Below are 18,828 nucleotides of genomic sequence, written 5' to 3'. Positions count from 1 at the left end.
ACAGCGCCCTACTCTCTCGCCTGTAACCGTTCCGCCAGGCCGCTACGGCGCTGTGTCGGGGTGCGAATGGCGCTCAGCAAAACCTTGTCCGTAGCGTAAAGTGAAAGCTGCTGGCGTGCACGGGTAATGGCGGTATACACCAGCTCACGGGTCAGCACTGGCAGATAATGATTCGGCAGCACCAGCAACGTATGGTCAAACTCCGATCCCTGCGATTTATGCACCGTCATCGCATACGCGGTTTCATGTGCCGGTAAACGGCTCGGCTGCACCGATTTAATACTGCCGTCCGGTAGCTGGAAATGCACCCGCAGCTCACCTTCAGCACCGGGCAAGGCAATACCGATATCACCGTTGAACAACCCCAGTGCGCTATCGTTACGGCCAATCATCACCGGCCGCCCCAAATACCAACGCCCTGCGGGGCCAGGGTTACGGCGGATCAACCCCGCACGCTGCAACCCGCTTTCAATGCGTTCATTCAACCCGGTGACGCCAAATGGCCCTTCACGCAAAGCACACAGCACCTGAAAACGGCCAAAGGCTTTCAGTATCGTCGCAGCATCAGCCCCTGCGGCGACCCGTTTGAGATAATCACGGTATCCCGCCACACAGGCATCCAGCAGTTGCTGATAATCTTCGGTTTCTGCCAGTGGATAACCTGCCACATCCGCATAGCGGCCATTTAACGCCGCCATCGCCTGCTTGCCATCCCCCGCATTCACGGCCAAGGCTAACTGGCCGATGCCGGATTTGGCATCAAACCGATAGCTCTTGCGCAGCAGGCACAGGCTGTCGCGCACGGCAGCCCCCACAGGCTGCCCCTGTAACGCATAACCCGTCAAGCGAGCCAACTGCGCGGCTCGCTCTGCGCTGTAGCCCTGCTCGGCAAAACGACAGATATCCCCTAGCACCGCCCCCGCCTCCACCGAAGCCAACTGATCGCGGTCACCGAGGAATATTACCCGCGCTTCAGGCGGCAAAGCGGCAATCAGCCGTGCCATCATCGGTAAATCCACCATTGATGCCTCATCTACCACCAATACGTCCAGATGCAGCGGATTCCCACGGTGATAGCGCATCCGCTGGCTGTTGGGCTGCGCACCCAGCAGGCGATGCAAGGTGGCGGCTTCCACCGGGAACAGTGCCCGCTGCTCCGGCGTCAGTGGGAGTTGGCGGCTGGCGGTGCCCAATGATTCCGTCAACCGCGCCGCCGCTTTACCCGTTGGTGCAGCAAGCTGGATACGCAAGCGCGTATCGCCGCCAAGTTGTACCAGTGCCGCCAGTAATTTGGCTACGGTGGTGGTTTTACCGGTACCCGGCCCGCCAGAGATAACGGCAATGCGGCGGGTCGCCGCCACGGCCGCAGCGATCTTCTGCCAGTCCGCTTCATCTGCCGCCTCGCCAAACAGCTGATCGAGGATCGCGCGTAGCTGCCCCTCTTCAACGGCTTGTGGCACCGCATCGCTACTGATAAAAGCCGCAACTTCCCCCTCGCTTTGCCACATGCGCTGTAAATACAGCCGTTGCTGCTGCAGCACCATCGGCGTGGCTGAGTTGCCATCACTTACCGCTGCCGATGACGCCAGGCGTTGTTGCCAACGAGCCAAATCCGGTTGCCCCGCGGCCTGCCATGCGGCCAATGCCAGCTCTGGCTGGCGGCCGTTGAACAGGTTTTCTGGTGACAACTGATCCAACAGCAGGCAAACGTGACCGGCTCCCGCCTCTGCACTCAGACAGGCCGCTGCCAGCAGGAGCTCCGGCTCATCATGGCTGGCAACAATCTGGGCAAAATGCACATCCAACGGGCGCAATGCGCCCAACATCAGCGCCTGATTCAGGATCTCAATCATTGCCCCTCCTCTACGCTGCTGGCAGTACCGCTAAACAGACGATCCATCCCTTGCACCAGTGCTTCCTCCGGCCGACAGGTAAAAATCCCATTTCTTGGATGTTCAGCATCAACGCCGCGTAGAAACAGATAGATCACGCCGCCAAAATGGCGGCCGTAATCATAATCCGCCAAGCGATGCCCCAAATAGCGGTGCAACGCCAAAGTATAAAGCTGATACTGCAGATCGTAGCGATGCTCCGCCATTGCCTGTTCCATAGCCTGCTGGGTATAAGCACTGCTGTCTTCACCCAGCCAGTTGGATTTGTAATCCAGCAGATAGTATTTACCCTGCCAGCAGAACACCAGGTCGATAAAGCCTTTCAACATGCCCTGCACCTGCTGGAAATTCAGCTCAGGGCAACGAGCAGAAAGCGGATCGTAACGCTTTACCAGTCGATCCAGATCTTGAGCCTGCAACAGCCCGTTGATCGGCAAGTAAAACTGCATTTCCGCCTGCTTGAATTGCGGGGTGAGATCGGAAAGAGCGACCCCGCTGTCATTAAGCGGCGTATTCAGCAACACCTGCATCCACTCTTGCAACACCGGCAACCAACGATCCTCAAACCCCCGCTGCTGCAGCTGTTCCAACAAGGTTTTTTCATCAACCGGCTGCGTAAAATCCAGGGTTTCAAACAGGCTGTGCAGGAAGGTTCCTGGCGCTGCACCACGTGGGAAAGTGTGCGGGGTCAGTTGCGGTGCCTGTTCGGCCGCCTGTTCACCCGCAGCATCAACGTCCAACCGCGGCAACAGTTCCTGCATGCCTGCCGCCCCCTGCTGCAGCCCGGTATAGCTGGTCACGCGCCAGAAATCCTGCATCCGCCGCGAAAAGTGTTTTGCTGCCAATTCAGCCATTGCCGTTGTTTGAGGCTGCCAAGGCTGCTGATCGGGCACCTCCACCAGAGCGAGTCTAATGCCATCCGTCGCCAGCCGTTGCAGACACTCTTTCAGGTAAGTGGCATCACCGGCCTGCCCGCCCTGCACCAGATACCCCAGCGCACTGCGGTGCAGATCCGTCTCCCCCTGTTTTTTGCGCGTGCCCAAAAACAGCGGTGCGATACCAATACTGCAGTGATATACCGAGCGGGTCAGCGCCACGTACAGCAGGCGCAGGTCTTCCGCCAGCCGTTCTTCTTCGGCCCAGCCCATGCTCTCATCATCAGCGTTGAGATCCAGCAGCGCCTGAAAAGTTTGGCGATCGTGGTACAACGCCTGCTGCTGTTGACGGAAGTTACCGACAAAAGGCAACCATACCAGATCGAACTCCAGCCCTTTTGACTTGTGGATGGTAATCACCTGCACCAGATGGCGATCGCTTTCCAGCCGCAGTTGCTGATTATCCGATTGGCGATTTGGCTGAGCGATCTGTTGTGCCAGCCAGCGTACCAACGCATGTTCACTATCCTGCTGCGCCGCCGCTTCCTGCAACAGTTCGCCTAAATGCATCACATCCGTCAAACGCCGCTCACCGCCGGGGCTGGCCAACAGGTTTTCCGCCAGATGACGCTGGGCCATAACCTCACGCAGCATCGGCAAAACGCCGCGCCGCTGCCAGTGGGTGCGATAGGCATCAAACTCGTTGACCAGCGCGTCCCAAGCCTGCTCATTCTGATTCAGGTTATCCAGCGCCAACGCATCCAGCCCAAGCAACCCGGTCGCAATTGCGCTGCGCAAAGTGCGTTCCTGCTCGGGTGCCAGCACCGCCTGCAGTAACCACAGCAGATCTTTGGCTTCTGGTGTATCAAATACGCTGTCGCGATTGGAAAGGTAAACCGAGGGAATGGCTAACGCGCTGAGCGCATCGCGCACCAACGCCGCCTCGGCACGGCTACGCACCAGAATAGTGATATCCGACGCCTGTACGCTACGGCGCTTATCACCCTGCACCAACCAGGCCTCTCCGGCCTGCCCGGCGCTGAGCCAGTCGCGGATCTGCATCGCGCACCAGCGCGCCATCAATTGTTGGTAATCGCTTACTCCAACCCCTTCCCCTTGCTGCAACCAAAACTGCATAGCCGGTTGTGGCTTGTTCTGCCATTCAAACACCAGCCCCTGATTTTTTTGCGCGGCAGCCACATCAATAAATGGGATCTGTTTGAACAGAAAAGGGTTTTCCACCTGAGCAAACAGCTTGTTCACACTGCCCACCATCGCCGGTGATGAACGCCAGTTGGTTTCAAGCGTATAGTGGGCACTTACCTCTGAACGAGCACGCATATAGGTGAAGATATCCGCACCGCGGAAAGCGTAAATCGCCTGTTTGGGGTCACCAATCAGCAGCAAACCGCAATCTGGCTGGCCAAGATAAAGTTTTTGAAAGATACGGTATTGCTGGGGATCGGTATCCTGAAACTCATCGATCATCGCCACCGGATAACGCTGGCGAATCGCCTGAGCCAGTTGTTCACTACCGGCACTTTGCAGCGCCGCGTCCAGCTTGCTGAGCAGATCATCAAACCCCAGCTCGGCACGCTGACGTTTTTCTTGCGCAATAGAAGTGCGTATCTCACTTAATGCACGAGCCATAATCAGGTCGCGCAGCGTTAAAGGTTCAGCAAACAGTTCATCAATCGCCACAAACAGCGTGTGGCGTGGCGCTTCCCCTTTTTTGGTTTTCTCCAGCAATACTGACTGACGGAATTTCTCCAACTCTTTAGGCAACTGATAATCCTGCGTGACCTGCCCGGCCCATTCACCGACCTTATTCAGCCAATTGGGCAAGTGTTTACTGCTATAGCTGCGCTTATCGACACCCGACTGGCTGATGAACGCCTCCAGTTCCCCCGCATTGGCCTGCCACAGCGTTTTGATGGCATCAATACGTGCCACTATCTGTTCATGGCGCACCAAGACCGTTTCATCATCTTTCGGCGGCTGACGCAATGCCGGGGCTTCCCCCTGCAAATAACCGGCAAGATCGCTTAATAACGCCTCCGGGCCGCTCCACTCCTGGCTTACGGCTCTTGCCACGTTCAACGGCAAAGGGTAGCAATGACGCCGCCAGAAATCCGCGCAGGCCTGGCGGCGCAGCGGTAGCTCATCCTGTATCAGCGTTTGTTCAAACAACATGCCGGACTCGAAGGCATTGTGAGTGAGCATTCGCTGACAGAAGCCGTGAATGGTGTAGATCGCCGCTTCGTCCATCTGCCGTTCTGCCGCCAGCAGTTGCGCTGCCGCATCAGACAGATCGCCAATTTCTGCCATCAGTGAAGAAAATAGCGGATCGTCACTTCGCCCGCGCACGCAGGCAATTCGCAATGCATGAATATTGCTGCGGATGCGGCCACGCAACTCCTCGGTAGCCGCCTCGGTAAAGGTCACCACCAGAATTTCTTCTACCGTCAGAGGGCGATGAAAAGCCGCTGCCTGGCCCAGGCCAAGCAGCAAACGCAGATAAAGCGCCCCAATGGTAAAGGTTTTGCCGGTTCCTGCCGAAGCTTCGATCAGCCGCTCACCAAACAGCGGTAACGTCAGCGCATCAAGCCTCTGGGGAACAACGGTCGTCATGGTGTCGTCACCTGACGTGGCAGCGTTTGTTGCAAGGTAGAGGTATTAGGGTAAGTCACCCAGCCTTCACCCGGCGTGGCAAAATCGGCCTTTTCCTGGCTGCTGCCACTCACCTGTGACAACACGGCCAACCCTTGCGGCTGAATAACCGCCTGATGGAAATAGTCCGCCAATTTGGCCGGCGTCAGAGCCGCGATCTGTTCAATCAGCTTCTGACGGGTATCGAAGGCGAAATTACCGCGATCAAAATCATTACTGAAGCGCCCCGCCTCCTCGGACAAAGTTTGTGGCCGCTGTTTCAGTTCATTGATCATTGCCTGCTTGTACTGGGTGAAATCAGCCTCACTCATCTCACGCAAACGTTTTTCAGCCTTGGGATAGAAATCCTGATAACGCTGATAGAGATGAGCGGGCTGCTTGCTGTTGCTTTGCAGCAGGAAACCAACCCCCCACTGACGGCCGACCGAGGTGGCAAAAGCGAACACGGCATAACCGAGCTGCTCCTGAGTACGCAACTGGCTGTAGAACCAAGGCTGGATGATCTGCCCCAGCAACGAGCTATAAGCCATGCTGGCTACTTCGTCGTAACCGATAGGCACATATACCGCCGCCAGCGCCGAGTCGGTGCTGCTGCCAGGACGCTGCAGATTTGCCAACTGATTCTTGGCAACCACCACATTCTCACCATGCCACCAGGTGACACCGGTACAACCCAGGTCCTGTTTCAGCGTAGAGGCCAGCGTATCTACCTGCTGTTTGCTCATGTTGCCGACCACCAGCAGTTCTGGCGTGGCTTCAGTCATCAAGCTGTCGCGGTAGGCCAGCACATCCTTCAGCGTCAGCGTTTTCAGCACTTCCCTCCGCTCACTGCGCTCGGTATACGGCACGCGCGAAAGCATCTGCACTGGTTGGATCGCCAATTCAAACGCTTTGCCCTTCTCGGCTGCATCCAACTGCTCCAGATACCAGGATTTAGCCTGCGCCAGCTGTTCTTCCGTTGGCGTGAAACTGGAATAACCTTGAATCAGCGAGGTCAGCAACTGCGGTAAACGCTGGGTAAAGCCGTTGGCATTAAACATCAGGCCATTGTTTGGCGAAGTAGAGAAACTCAGCCCACCAACGGAGGCCTGATAGCTCAACTGATCGAGCGACAGACCAGCCAAATAATCCATCAGGGAAAACAGCACCTGATTACGCGCAGAATCCATGGTTTTGGGATTGCGTAGGGCCACGGTGACATCGGCCTTGGGCTCATCGGCAAAGTAACGGCTCGGCATATACAACACGCGCAGGCCCGGCTGATTCACCACCATTTCTGGCTTGGTAAATTCATGCAACGGAGCGTTCAGCGTAAAATCATCTGGAATATAGGGGTTCAACGTTGGCAGAGACAGCGCGATCCCTTGGCTCAAGCGCTGCCACTTTTCGAAACGTTCCGGCGTAATTTTATCCACCTGATAAGGGGCTTCAACGAAGTAAGCCGTCTTGTTATGCGGTTCGTCCGGGCTGATAAACCAGATACGCGCATTCTGCGGCGTCATCTGGTCCAAACGTTCTGCGACCGCTTTCGGATCAAAACGATCCGCCAGATACGGGGCATCCAGCGTATGTTCGATCGGCACACGCAGCATGGTATCCACCAACCATTCGATATAATCCATATTGCGGGTAATCGACGGGTAGCGGAAATCCAGATTCAGAACATTGGCAATCTCATCAAAATAGCTTTGTTTGATCCCTTCGCTGCGCAGCATGCTCAGATAGCTGAAGATGGCCGCAACCACTTTGTCACGCTCCTGCAGGCCTTTGTCAGTCAGCGAAACGCTGATGGAGAAAATCCCCCCGTTGCGGTCCACCATGGGATCGGCACCGGCGTTGATCGCATCGGCCAGCCCCTGTTTCTGCAACCAATCTGAAAGCGTATTCTTGCTGCGGTTACCAATCAGGTAGCTGATATAGGTATCGGTTTTACTGCGAAATTCCGCGCTGTTATTGTCAATGCGAAACTCAACTTTCAATTGTTTACGTGGCTGCGCGGGCACGTAATGAATAATGATGCCCTGCTGCTCAGGGGTGACAGCAGGAACGGTGATCGGCGGCACCTGCGCCTCACGATTCGGTATACGGCCAAAGGTTCTGGCGGCCAGCTCCGCCATTTCAGCCAATGGCTGGTTGCTGTATAACACCCCCATCATCAGGTTGGCAGAATAATAGCGCTGGTAAAAACGGGTCAGTTCATCGTGCAATTTACTGCCTGGCTTGTCCGTCAGAGTCTCAAGATTACCACCGGCAAAACGGGCACTGGGGTGCTCAGGGTTCAGCGTTTCGGCACCAACCTGGGCCATACGCATGCCGTCGCGAGAACGTGCCATCGTCAATTCTGCATTCACCGCATTGCGTTCACGATCGGCATTCACCGGATCCAACAGCGGTTCAGCAATGGCATCGGCCATACGATCCACCGCGGGCTCCAATGCGTTATTTTCCACCTCCAGATAATACGCGGTGCGGTAAGATGCAGTGCTCGCATTGTGGCTACCGCCGTGTTTTTTCAGGAATTCAGCAAGATTTTCCGCTTCTGGATAGCGTTTGGATCCCATCAAGACCATATGCTCAAGGTAATGAGCCAATCCAAGCTGGCTGACAGGGTTTTCCAGCGACCCGACCGGTAACGCCAGCGCTGCCAGTGATTTGGGAGCCTGCGCGTCGGAAACCAGCAGCACCGTCATCCCATTCGCCAATTTGATGGCCTGGTAATGGCGCGGGTCGTGCTCGCTTTTGTGGATCTTTTCCGCCAGCGGTTGCCATCCTTGAGTGGCCCAGCTTAATGGTACCCAAAACATAACCAACAATACTAACCCAGTAATGCGGGCCAACTGTTTGCGCATATCCAAAATAAACCCCTATTCTTTTGCCATTACGCCAACTCCCTTGACGCTAACGACACTCTGCAAAACGACACAACGAAAAGTGATGCCCAAGAAATTTCATGTTACACGGACTGAAAGACTTCGAGTCTATGCCTGTACGCCATGTAAGACCGGAAACAATCCTAATGGTTGAATATAAACTCAGCTATTTTTTATCATCTCCACCCCACCAGTACCACCCAAGGATTATCATCCGAGGTTATTACGCGCCAGCGGTAGCAGGTAACGTTCTGTTTCGCAGAGAATTTGATCAAGATAGTTGTTATCCATCTGCCGGAAAACGCGCTGGATAAAGGGATCGGCCCCTTCTCCCGGTATCCGCTGATCCCCCTGCCAGGTTTGCAACAGCTTGGCGCGCGCTTTGATTTGCACTTCTTCAGCCCAATCAATCTGCTGCGTTTCCGCCTGGTAGCACTGGCTCAACCACGCCCAACCGCTTTTGTTCAGCAGCATCAAAGGCTGTGATAAACCACGCTGATAACCGGCAACCAACTCCACCAACCGATCATGGGCCTCTTCGGCGGAAAGCGCTGCAAAGCGCCAGGTGGAGTCCTTGCGCCCGAACATGCGGCTGGTTCCCGTACCACCGGCGCAGCAATACACCAGGTGCTCCAACCAAAGCAAAATACCGTCTACGGCTGAAAGCGTGGCAGGCCGCCAACGCAGCAACCCATCCTCTTGGACTTGGTGCAACCAGCCGCTGATACGCGTACCTGCAACCTCAATATCCAGCTCCAGGCTGTTGTTTTCCTGCCGCTCACTGCGCACCCGCTCAGCCAGTTCATGCATCTCTTCCTGCTGCGTTTGCCAGTAAATCTCGCCAAATGCCCCATAGGGTAAAGCGCCGGCAGCGCGTACCCGCTGGAATAACCGCGCTGTATCTTCTTGCTCTATCAGGGTATTCAGCAGTTGGCTGTTAAATTGATAGCGGCTGAGGTTATCCAGAATAAAAGGCTCTTCTTCCGGCAGATCGATCTCTTCTAGCATAAAGTTGACGCCAAGACGGAGCTGGAAAAATGCCCGTATTGGATGGCGGTAAAAACGCAGCAACTCATCCAGCGAGATCTGTGCGTTATCTTCAACCTGCAGCGGCTGATTAAACGCCGGATAGGCCGCCCCACGGCCATCTGCCGCGGGTAGCCACTCTGCGGCATAACTTTGTGTTTCACTCCCTGGCTGGAAGTTTTCGGCAGCAAACGGCATCCGGCTGTGCCACTTAAGCAAATGTTCACCCACCCGGTGCGCACTGGCATCGGCATCGCAGGCTTCATCACCCGGTAAACAATAGCTCTGCTCCAGATATTCCAGCAGTTCGGTCACCAGCACCGAAGGATAGCGTGCGCTGTTATCCTGGATCGAACGGCCGATAAAGCTGATGTAAAGCCGTTGCTGGGCTGAAAGGATCGCCTCCAGGAACAGATAGCGGTCATCGTCACGGCGGCTGCGATCGCCACGCTTCACCTGTTGAGCCATCAGGTCAAACCCCAACGGCGGCAGGGTGCGTGGATAAACCCCATCGTTCATCCCCAACAGGCAAACCACCTTGAACGGAATGGAACGCATCGGCATCAGGGTACAGAAGTTGATCTGCCCGGCCAGAAAACGCTGGCTAATACGTTGCTGATCGAGCCGGGCCGCCAGTTCATTGCGCAGCAGCGTCAACGGCACCCTATCGGGATAGCGTGCCGACAACCCGTAACCGATAATCTTTAGCCAGTCCTCTTCAATGCGTGCAAGTGCTTCTTCTGTTTCTCTGTCGGTTTGGAAGAAGCTATCAAGCAAGCGACGGCACAGGGGTAACCATTCGCTCAACGATCGCTCTTCACTCAGGATCTTTCGCCAGTCACTGAGCTGAGACAGCAGATCGGCCAGTTGCCCGGCCAGTTCGGCAACCAATCCGCTCGATTCGTCATACGGCAGCACGCCTTGCCAATCACCTGCGTTACTGTCCATCGCATATCCCAACAGCATGCGGGTAATGCCAAACCGCCAGGTGTGTTGGCCAGTTGCTGGCAATGCCAGTTCACGCACGTTGTCATCATCCAACCCCCAACGCACACCTGCCTCCCCTACCCAATGGCGCAGCAGGCGCAACCCCTCTTCCTGAATCGAAAAACGGGCCGCCAATGCTGGCACCTCCAGCAGTGCCAACACCTGCTCGGAAGTAAAACGGCTCTGCGGCAGATCGAGCAATGAGATAACAGCCTGTAAAGCAGGATGCGCCTGGCGGGCTTTGCGATCGGAGATGGCAAACGGCAGATAGCGTTCGGCAGAGGCATTGCCGAAAACGGCCTGAATATAGGGGGTATAGCTGTCGATATCCGCCACCATCACGATGATATCGCGCGTAGTCAGTTGCGGATCTTCGGCCAGCATAGCCAGCAGGTGGTCGTGCAACACTTCAACTTCACGCTGCGGGCTGTGGCAGGCGTGCAGGCTGATCGAACGATCCTGCGGATCCAACAGGCGTTTATGGCCGCTGTATTCAAAGGTTTCCAACGTAGTGCCGATCACCGCGTGGTCTTCCAGCTCCAGCATGTCGTGCTGGATGGCGTGCAGCAGGCCGTCTGGTGGAATATCGACAAAAGCATCAATTTCCTGCACGGTATCCATCTGCGACAGCAAATACAGATGGTCACGCCCCAGTTTGCCCCATGAAGCGAGCAGCGGATTACTCAGTTGCTGCTCACCTTCGGCATCAAACAACTGTGCTGCCTGCTCTGGCTGGCGGAATAACCCTTGTTCCCGCGCCTGATGGTAGTGGCGGCGTTTGCGGCTTTGCAGGCGGGCAAGGAACGCATAATCCTGAATATCCCCCCAGTAATAACGGCAGGGATTGGTAAACATCAGGTGGATATCAATATGCTTGCCGAGCGCCTGTAGTGCTTCCAGATAGACCGGCGGCAAGGCTGAGATACCGCAGATAAACACGCGGGGTGGCAAACCGGCCGGACATTGTTCAGCATTTTCCAACGCGCTGATAAAGCGCCGATATAAATTGGCGCGGTGCCACTCTGCCTGCCCCAGTTCATCCGTGTACTCAACCAATCTGCGCCACAAGGCTGCCTGCCATTGCTGGGCCTCCGCCAAACCTTCAACAAGCTCTTGGCGTTGCCAGCTTTCCAGCCACTGCGGGCGATAAACCAGGTATTGGTCAAACAGATCTGCCACTCTGCCAGCAAGCTGGTGGATCTTGCGCTTATCGCCATCATCAGTAAGGTAATGCTGCAAGGATGCAAACTCGGGCTGCACCAGCATCTCTGGCAGCAGCCACATCAGCTTCCAGGTCATGGCATCTTTGCTGAAGGCGCTCTCTTTGGGGATCCCCGGTAAAACCTTAGTGAACATATCCCAGATAAAGGTTGCGGGCAGAGGGAAAGTGATATTCGCCGCGATCCCCAACTGTTCTGCCAGTTGCATTTGCAGCCACTGCGCCATGCCGGGGCTTTGTACCAGCACCACTTCCTGCTGAAAAGGATCGGCCAAGGGCTCTCTGGTTATCAACGTACTGGTCAGCGTTTTCAGTAAGTCCAACTGATTGGAGTGATAAACCCTAAACATGCTGCTCCTTTAAACCGAATAAATTAGGCGCTCTGATTAACGATCAAGGCAATACCATCGGCTAAGTTCAACCTGCTGCCGCAGTGGTGTTTGTATTTTTACCGTGCGCCGCTGGCAAGGAGCTTCCACCCGCTGGGTTTCAATTTCACGCCGCCAGTTCGAAGGTAAAGGCACGGTATTATCCTGCGTCAGCGCCCCGGCGTTAAACATTTCCAACTGATGATGCGCCAGCGACCAAGCTTGTCGGTATTGCCATTGCCGCTGAAAGGACTGCAACAAAACCTGCTGATATTGTAACAGCCCCAGCAGCGACACCGCGAATAACAATGCCGCAATCAATACTTCAGGCAGGCTAAACCCCTGCTGCCCCTGTAGATGGGGGATTTTAGTCGGCACAGTCACTCTCTTTCTTCTCCGGGCAGAAATCGAGCCAGCCCCCTTTTTCCGCCTGCAGTTGGATGTCTCCTGCCGCACTGGTTTCGCTAGCCAGTTGGTATAACCACAGCGGTTCTGCATCGGGGAGCACTCCCGCGCCGCGTACTACCACGATACCGGCCCGGGAAGATCGCCGAGCACAGGCTTGCAGCGCATCGGTAGGCTGTTGACGACATTGCCATCTGGTGGCAGTGAGCTGCTCACGGGGCCAATGCTGCACCAGCCCCCAGCTCAAGGCAGAAGCCGCCTGATTGTAGGCGCGTAAATAACGCTGCTGATCAACCGCCAGCAACAGGGCGCTGTCCAGTTGCCGCTGCTGGGCATTGAGCAGCATCAATCCCATCACCAACAGCAGCATCACGGCTGCCAGCGTGCTACCACCTTGCTGTGTCTGCATGCTCAGAGAGCCTCCATACTGACCACCCACTCCAGGCGCTGCTGAATATCTTCCCGCACGCTTGACCGCCCCCCAAGGCTGAACAACACCAACGACTTGCCGTCATGACCGGCAGTTTCACTGATGGAAAAGGTGTTAATGCGCACCTCTTCCGGATCGTGCAAGCGCTCCCAGCCGTTACCCCGGCAGTGGGTAACACCACGCTGCCCCTCCAACGCCCCGGCTCGCAGGCGATAAGCGAAATACTCGGCATCACCGCTATTTTCCCAACGGCCATTTTGATTAAGGTCATAAGCGACAATCACGCAACTGTTTGGAACTTCGCCTTCCGCATTGCCGATCAAAAACGCCTGCCCCTGGCACTGCCCGGCACAAAACCCAGCACGGCGCAGATCTTTTTCAATACCGAAAGCCAACTGACGCAAGACCAGTTCCAAGCGGTAATGGCGACCCGCGTCGGCGGTTTGCAGGCGCAATACCGGCAAAGCCTTGGCGGCAGCGAGCGCAATCAGGCTGCCAAACGTCATCGCCAGCATCACTTCTGGCAAAGTAAAACCTTGTTCTAAGGCTGGCACAGGGCGATCCCTCGAATAACCGTGTCTTCACTGCACAACCGCAGGCGCCCTCTGGCAGACAGCACCAGGCGGATGCGGCCTGCCCCATTGCTCAACAAGATATGCCCGGCCTGCGCGTTGTTACGTAACCCATAAAAACCCATCTCTTTTTGGGTGAAATCCTGTAGTTGCACATCTATGTCGACCGGAGTAAACACCCGTCCAGGCGCAGAATCGCAGCGCGTTGCCGTTGTACCACTCCCAACACACCAAGGCTCCCCCTGCCTGAACCACAGCAAGGCATTACGGTTGTGCCAGTTGGCATCAGCCTGCAGGCGCGTCAGGAAAGCCAGCAGTTGCTGGGCCGTCTGTTCCAGCCGCAATGCCTGTTGATAAAGCTGCCACTGGCTGACACCCCACGAGGTCAACATGCCAGCCAGTAACATCACTACCAGCAGTTCAATCAGCGACAGGCCCTGCTGGCGGTGGCCATAGCGGTATGGATATCGGTTCATCTGGCGAGTGTAATGTGCCGCATTGTCGGCTGCACAAGCGTTTACTCAGGCTGGAAAATGCCACGCAAAGTTTTTATGCACTTAACAAGAAAACCGCGAAAAACGCGCGCGGCTTCGCATTGCTGGCGAAGGAAGGAGAGAAGAAGTGAGTGATATAAAGAATAAGGGCTCAGTCATCAATCAACTGAGCCCTTTCAGCTATCAAAGGATATCAAATGGCAACGGGTGCCTTGATCGCCGGATGCGGGTCATAGCCTTCAATCTCGAAGTCTTCGAAACGATAGTCAAACAACGACTCTGGCTTACGCTTAATCACCAGCTTAGGCAGCGCGCGCGGCTCACGCGTCAATTGCAGTTGGGTCTGCTCCATGTGATTGCTGTACAGATGGGTATCCCCGCCGGTCCAGACGAAGTCGCCTACGTCAAGATCGCACTGTTGCGCCATCATATGCACCAGCAACGCGTAGCTGGCAATGTTGAACGGCAGCCCCAGGAACACATCGCAAGAGCGCTGATACAGTTGGCAGGAGAGCTTGCCATCGGCCACGTAAAACTGGAAGAAAGCATGGCAGGGTGCCAACGCCATCTGGTCCAGTTCACCCACGTTCCACGCAGAAACGATGATACGGCGTGAATTCGGATCCTGTTTCAACTGTTGCAACACGTTGCTGAGCTGATCGATCTGGCGGCCATCTGCCGCGCCCCAGGCACGCCATTGCTTGCCATAGACCGGGCCAAGATCGCCGTTCTCATCGGCCCACTCATCCCAGATCGTGACTTTATTTTCACGCAGATAGGCCACGTTGGTTTCACCATTCAGGAACCACAGCAGTTCATGAATAATCGAACGCAGGTGACATTTTTTAGTGGTTACCAGCGGAAACCCTTCTTGCAGGTTGAAACGCATCTGGTGGCCGAAAATCGACACCGTGCCTGTGCCGGTACGATCGGCTTTAGCGGTGCCCTCGGCGAGCACTTTATTCATCAAATCCAGATACTGTTTCATTTTTCCTCACGACAGTTGTTGCTGCGGGCGACGACGGTACGCCCAGATCATCATAATCACACCGGCCACCACCATCGGTATGGACAGTATTTGCCCCATGCTGATCACGCCATCAAACAGACCAAGCTGGGCATCCGGTTGGCGGAACGCCTCAACGATAATGCGGAATACGCCATAGCCAATCAGGAACAGGCCAGAAACCGCCCCCATCGGACGTGGTTTGCGGATAAACAGGTTCAGAATGATAAACAGCACCACGCCTTCCAGCACCATTTCATACAGTTGCGACGGATGGCGCGGCAACACACCGTACTGGTTCAGTATTGGCAACAGGCTCGGATCGGCGGCGGCAATGGCGATATCTTCATTACGAGAGCCGGGGAACAACATGGCCCAAGGCGTATCCGTGGTCACTCGCCCCCAAAGCTCACCGTTGATGAAGTTACCCAAACGGCCAGCGCCCAAGCCAAACGGGATCAGGGGCGCAATAAAATCAGAGACCTGGAAGAAGGTGCGCTTGGTGCGGCGGGCGAACCACAGCATCGCCAGGATCACCCCTAGCAGGCCGCCGTGGAATGACATCCCGCCGTCCCAGACCTTGAATAAGTACAGCGGGTTATCCAGAAACAGCGGCAGATTATAGAACAACACATAACCTACACGGCCACCGATAAATACGCCGAGGAAACCGGCATACAACATGTTTTCCGCTTCGTCCTTGGTCCAGCCGCTGCCGGGCTTGTTGGCGCGGCGTGCCGCCAGCCACATGGCAAAAATAAAGCCTACCAGGTACATCAGGCCGTACCAGTGCAAGGAAACCGGGCCGATGGAAAAAATCACCGGATCAAATTTAGGAAACGCCAGATAGCTATTGCTCATCTATCACCACAACATGTCTGTTATTCTTCCCCATCTGGGGGCGGCAGGTGCCAAACGCGGCATCGGAGGGTTCCCGATGAATGTCGAGTTGCAGCCAAGTCACGCATCATAACATAGGGTTAACGGCGTCCGGGCTGGGCTGCAGGGAAAAGTTCTGTAAAAACGCTACTCAACGGCCACCGCGAATCAGCCCGCCCATACCACGCCGCTCCATAAAGGCCGCCACCTGATGGCGCACTTCAGTGGTCATCTGGGCACCCAGCACGCGCTGAACCAAACCTTCGGCATCGGACAGCTCGATATTACGCAGCAGGTATTTAATCCGCGCTACGCTGCGCCCGTTCATGCTCAGATTACGGTATCCCATCCCCACCAGCAGCAGAGCACCCATCGGATCGCCTGCTAGTTCGCCACACAGGCCAACCTGCAACCCGGCGGCCGAACCCTGATCGATGATCAGCTTCAACACCTGCAGCATGGCAGGGTGCAGGCTGTCGTAGAGCAATGCCACCCGGGTATTATTGCGATCTACCGCCAACAGATACTGAGTCAGATCGTTGGTGCCTACCGAGATAAAATCAACACGCCCGGCCAGGTAAGGGAGCAGGAAAATCATCGACGGCACTTCCAGCATCACGCCGATCCGCGGTTTGGGAATGTCATATCCCAACACTTCTTCCACTTCGCGCCCGGCGCGATCGATCAGGCGTTTTGCCTCGTCAACCTCTTCCAGGCTGGTGATCATCGGCAGCAGAATCCCCAGATTACCGCTGCTGGCATTGGCACGCAGCATGGCACGCACCTGAACGAGAAAAATTTCCGGCTGATCCAGCGTCACACGGATGCCGCGCCACCCCAGGCAGGGGTTTTCTTCGCTGATCGGCATATAAGGCAGCTGTTTATCTGAGCCAATATCCAGCGTGCGCAGCGTGACCGGTTTGTTCGGGTAAAGCTGCAACATGCCTTGATATTGTGACACCTGCTCTTCTTCCGAAGGGAAACCGCTTTGCAGCATGAACGGGATCTCGGTCCGATACAGACCCACGCCATCCACGCGCCCGCCGAGCAGTTGTTCATGCTCTGGGCTAAGACCTGCATTCAGCATGACCTGAATGCGCTCACCGGTTTTCAACTGTGCCGGTTGCTCAACGTCATCTTCCGCCAGCTTGCTGAGTTCCAGCTCTTCGCTGATCAGGCGCTGATACTCCTGCACCAGAACCGGTTCAGGATCCACCAGCAGTTCACCACGATAACCGTCAACAATCAGCATCCGCTGCGCCAGCAGTGCTGGCTGGATGTCGGCCCCCATCACCGTCGGTACGCCCATCGCACGCACCAGGATCGCCGCGTGGGAGTTGGCTGCACCATCGCGCACCACCACGCCCGCCAGGCGATCCGGCGGCACTTCAGCCAACAGGGTGGCAGTCAGTTCATCGGTCACCAGCACAAAGCGTGCAGGCCACTGGGTGGTGCTCTGGGTGGTATCGTCGAGGTGAAATAACAGGCGTTGGCCGAGCGCACGCAGATCGCTGGCACGCTCACGCATATAGGTATCCTGCAAGGTGGCAAACTGTGCGGCAAAGGCTTCAATCACCTGTTTGACCGCCCATTCGGCTACCGAACCGGCATCGATTTCGGCAAACAGCTCGCGCTTGAGGCGGGCATCGTTCAGCAAGTGGGAATAGAGATCGAAAATCGCCGCGCTCTCTTTCTGCGAACTGGCAGAAAAGCGCTTGCTGAAACGGCGGAATTCCGCTCCCGCCTCTTCGAGAGCCTGCATCAGGCGTTCACGCTCACTGACCGTATCCAGCGTTGAGGCTTTGTAGACCTGATCGAGTGAAGGCTGGCTGCTGTCCAGCCAGCCTTCGGCGACGGCCACCCCGGGGGAAGCGGCCAGCGCGCGGATACGCGTCTGGCGATACTGACCAAAAATAGCATTCAGTTGTGATTGAGAAAGGATTCCGGCCATTTGCGTGGCCAGGGTCACCAGAAACGACTCTTCACTCTCGTCGAACTGGCGCAGTTCCCGCTGCTGTACCACCAGCACACCCAGCAGTTGACGGCGGTGGATAATCGGCACACCGAGGAAAGAGCGGAACTTGTCCTCTTTCACCTGCGGAACATATTTGAAACTGGGGTGGCTCTGGGCATCTGCCAGGTTGATCGGCTCCGCCCTGCGCCCCACCAGCCCGACCACGCCCTCATCAAAAGCCAGCGCGATGGTGCGCCCGCGCGGCTTTTTCAACCCGCGCGTCGCCATCAGGTAGTAGCAGCGGCGATCGTTATCTGCCAGATAAATAGAACAGACTTCGGTATCCATCGCCAGACAGGTTTCATTGACCAAAAGATCCAGCGCATCTGTCAGATTAGCCGCTGCGGCCACTTTCTCAACAATTTCTCGCAAGCGCGTGAGCATAGTCTGCTTGACTTAACCTCTCTTTCGGCGATAAGCGGGAACCTGCCGCTGCGCCGCCAGTTCCTGCATTGGCATGACGGTCACGGCAAATTCTTTCATAACCCGGCGATACACGTCACGTTTGAACGACACCACCTGGCGCACCGGATACCAGAAGCTCACCCAGCGCCAACCGTCAAACTCCGGCGTACTGCTGCGCTGCATATTGATATCCGCATCATTGCACATGAGTTGCAACAGAAACCATTTCTGCTTTTGGCCGATACAAACCGGCTTTGTGTCCCAACGCACCAAACGTTTTGGCAATTTATAGCGCAACCAGTTGCGGGTTGAAGCCAGGATACGCACATCCTTTTTGTTCAACCCCACTTCTTCGAACAGCTCACGGTACATCGCTTGCTCGGGGGTTTCGCCAGGGTTTATTCCCCCTTGGGGAAACTGCCAGGAGTGCTGACCGTAACGGCGGGCCCATAGGACCTGCCCCTGACGATTACAGATTACGATACCAACATTCGGGCGGTAGCCATCATCATCGATCACCGGACTACCTCGATAAGCATAAATTCGTATAGATAACCTGATTGTTTCACACAAGCTACAGGCGGTAAACCACTGCTTTGCAACGCGGCGCGCCGGATAACATTGGGATAACTCACAGATAATGGCAAAGTTATAAACATGCACCACGCTTTTACGCCGTTTTTATTCACTTTTTCTGTGGATAGGTATGTGAAGAA

General features: G+C 55.8%; 13 protein-coding genes. 1 reads left to right on the top strand and 12 read right to left on the bottom strand.

All coding sequences use genetic code 11. The annotated features are described in order from the left end of the window. Window positions 1–8 precede the first annotated feature (8 nt). The 8 genes from recD to BMI79_RS18955 all read right to left on the bottom strand — a co-directional run bounded on the left by recD (window position 9) and on the right by BMI79_RS18955 (window position 13,790). Complete coding sequence (gene recD / locus BMI79_RS18990; protein ID WP_076943667.1) at window positions 9–1,853, bottom strand: exodeoxyribonuclease V subunit alpha; 1,845 nt, start codon at window positions 1,851–1,853, stop codon at window positions 9–11. After that, a complete protein-coding gene (recB, locus tag BMI79_RS18985) occupies window positions 1,850–5,398 on the bottom strand; it encodes an exodeoxyribonuclease V subunit beta (RefSeq protein ID WP_076943666.1) in 3,549 nt (1,182 codons plus the stop codon). The genes recD and recB overlap by 4 nt, the downstream gene beginning before the upstream one ends. Further along, window positions 5,395–8,286 (bottom strand): pitrilysin, encoded by a 2,892-nt coding sequence (gene ptrA / locus BMI79_RS18980; protein ID WP_076943665.1) that lies wholly within the window; start codon window positions 8,284–8,286, stop codon window positions 5,395–5,397. Before ptrA ends, recB begins: the two co-directional genes overlap by 4 nt. 231 nt (window positions 8,287–8,517) lie before the next feature. Continuing rightward, on the bottom strand, window positions 8,518–11,889 hold the full coding sequence (gene recC / locus BMI79_RS18975) for an exodeoxyribonuclease V subunit gamma (RefSeq protein WP_076943664.1): 3,372 nt from the start codon (window positions 11,887–11,889) through the stop codon (window positions 8,518–8,520). Window positions 11,890–11,925: 36 nt separating this feature from the next. Continuing rightward, window positions 11,926–12,285, bottom strand: a complete 360-nt coding sequence (locus BMI79_RS18970) for a prepilin-type N-terminal cleavage/methylation domain-containing protein (protein ID WP_076943663.1) — start codon at window positions 12,283–12,285, stop codon at window positions 11,926–11,928. After that, the gene (locus BMI79_RS18965) at window positions 12,275–12,727 is read right to left on the bottom strand and encodes a YgdB family protein (protein WP_076943731.1); all 453 of its coding nucleotides are present in this window, start codon (window positions 12,725–12,727) and stop codon (window positions 12,275–12,277) included. The genes BMI79_RS18970 and BMI79_RS18965 overlap by 11 nt, the downstream gene beginning before the upstream one ends. Beyond that, on the bottom strand, window positions 12,724–13,296 hold the full coding sequence (locus BMI79_RS18960) for a prepilin peptidase-dependent protein (protein WP_076943662.1): 573 nt from the start codon (window positions 13,294–13,296) through the stop codon (window positions 12,724–12,726). Before BMI79_RS18960 ends, BMI79_RS18965 begins: the two co-directional genes overlap by 4 nt. After that, the gene (locus tag BMI79_RS18955) at window positions 13,284–13,790 is read right to left on the bottom strand and encodes a prepilin peptidase-dependent protein (protein ID WP_076943661.1); all 507 of its coding nucleotides are present in this window, start codon (window positions 13,788–13,790) and stop codon (window positions 13,284–13,286) included. The genes BMI79_RS18960 and BMI79_RS18955 overlap by 13 nt, the downstream gene beginning before the upstream one ends. On the opposite strand from BMI79_RS18955, the gene BMI79_RS23830 reads away from it, so the two are divergent. Next, on the top strand, window positions 13,775–13,939 hold the full coding sequence (locus BMI79_RS23830) for a hypothetical protein (protein WP_158069131.1): 165 nt from the start codon (window positions 13,775–13,777) through the stop codon (window positions 13,937–13,939). The two genes, BMI79_RS18955 and BMI79_RS23830, sit on opposite strands and share 16 nt — an antisense overlap. A 62-nt stretch (window positions 13,940–14,001) precedes the next feature. On the opposite strand, the gene thyA is transcribed toward BMI79_RS23830, so the two are convergent. The 4 genes from thyA to rppH form a co-directional block, all read right to left on the bottom strand. Further along, window positions 14,002–14,796 carry a thymidylate synthase gene (thyA, locus tag BMI79_RS18950; RefSeq protein ID WP_076943660.1) on the bottom strand — a complete coding sequence of 265 codons (795 nt, stop codon included), beginning with the start codon at window positions 14,794–14,796 and terminating at the stop codon, window positions 14,002–14,004. Between the two features lie 6 nt (window positions 14,797–14,802). Next, window positions 14,803–15,675 (bottom strand): prolipoprotein diacylglyceryl transferase, encoded by an 873-nt coding sequence (gene lgt, locus BMI79_RS18945; RefSeq protein ID WP_076943659.1) that lies wholly within the window; start codon window positions 15,673–15,675, stop codon window positions 14,803–14,805. A 169-nt stretch (window positions 15,676–15,844) separates the two neighbouring features. Beyond that, on the bottom strand, window positions 15,845–18,091 hold the full coding sequence (ptsP, locus tag BMI79_RS18940) for a phosphoenolpyruvate--protein phosphotransferase (RefSeq protein WP_076943658.1): 2,247 nt from the start codon (window positions 18,089–18,091) through the stop codon (window positions 15,845–15,847). 12 nt (window positions 18,092–18,103) lie between these two features. After that, complete coding sequence (rppH, locus tag BMI79_RS18935; RefSeq protein ID WP_076943657.1) at window positions 18,104–18,631, bottom strand: RNA pyrophosphohydrolase; 528 nt, start codon at window positions 18,629–18,631, stop codon at window positions 18,104–18,106. Window positions 18,632–18,828 lie beyond the last annotated feature (197 nt).

It is taken from the genome of Serratia oryzae, from assembly GCF_001976145.1.
GTDB lineage: Bacteria > Pseudomonadota > Gammaproteobacteria > Enterobacterales > Enterobacteriaceae > Chania > Chania oryzae.
This window is presented reverse-complemented; position numbering and strand designations above follow the sequence as displayed.

Excerpts from the sequence above, each read along its gene's own strand:
- lgt (WP_076943659.1), bottom strand. The coding sequence starts at position 15,675 with ATGAGCAATAGCTATCTGGCGTTTCCTAAATTTGATCCGGTGATTTTT.
- ptsP (WP_076943658.1), bottom strand. The coding sequence starts at position 18,091 with ATGCTCACGCGCTTGCGAGAAATTGTTGAGAAAGTGGCCGCAGCGGCT.
- BMI79_RS23830 (WP_158069131.1), top strand. The coding sequence starts at position 13,775 with ATGGATATCGGTTCATCTGGCGAGTGTAATGTGCCGCATTGTCGGCTG.
- recD (WP_076943667.1), bottom strand. The coding sequence starts at position 1,853 with ATGATTGAGATCCTGAATCAGGCGCTGATGTTGGGCGCATTGCGCCCG.
- ptrA (WP_076943665.1), bottom strand. The coding sequence starts at position 8,286 with ATGCGCAAACAGTTGGCCCGCATTACTGGGTTAGTATTGTTGGTTATG.
- recB (WP_076943666.1), bottom strand. The coding sequence starts at position 5,398 with ATGACGACCGTTGTTCCCCAGAGGCTTGATGCGCTGACGTTACCGCTG.
- thyA (WP_076943660.1), bottom strand. The coding sequence starts at position 14,796 with ATGAAACAGTATCTGGATTTGATGAATAAAGTGCTCGCCGAGGGCACC.
- BMI79_RS18955 (WP_076943661.1), bottom strand. The coding sequence starts at position 13,790 with ATGAACCGATATCCATACCGCTATGGCCACCGCCAGCAGGGCCTGTCG.
- recC (WP_076943664.1), bottom strand. The coding sequence starts at position 11,889 with ATGTTTAGGGTTTATCACTCCAATCAGTTGGACTTACTGAAAACGCTG.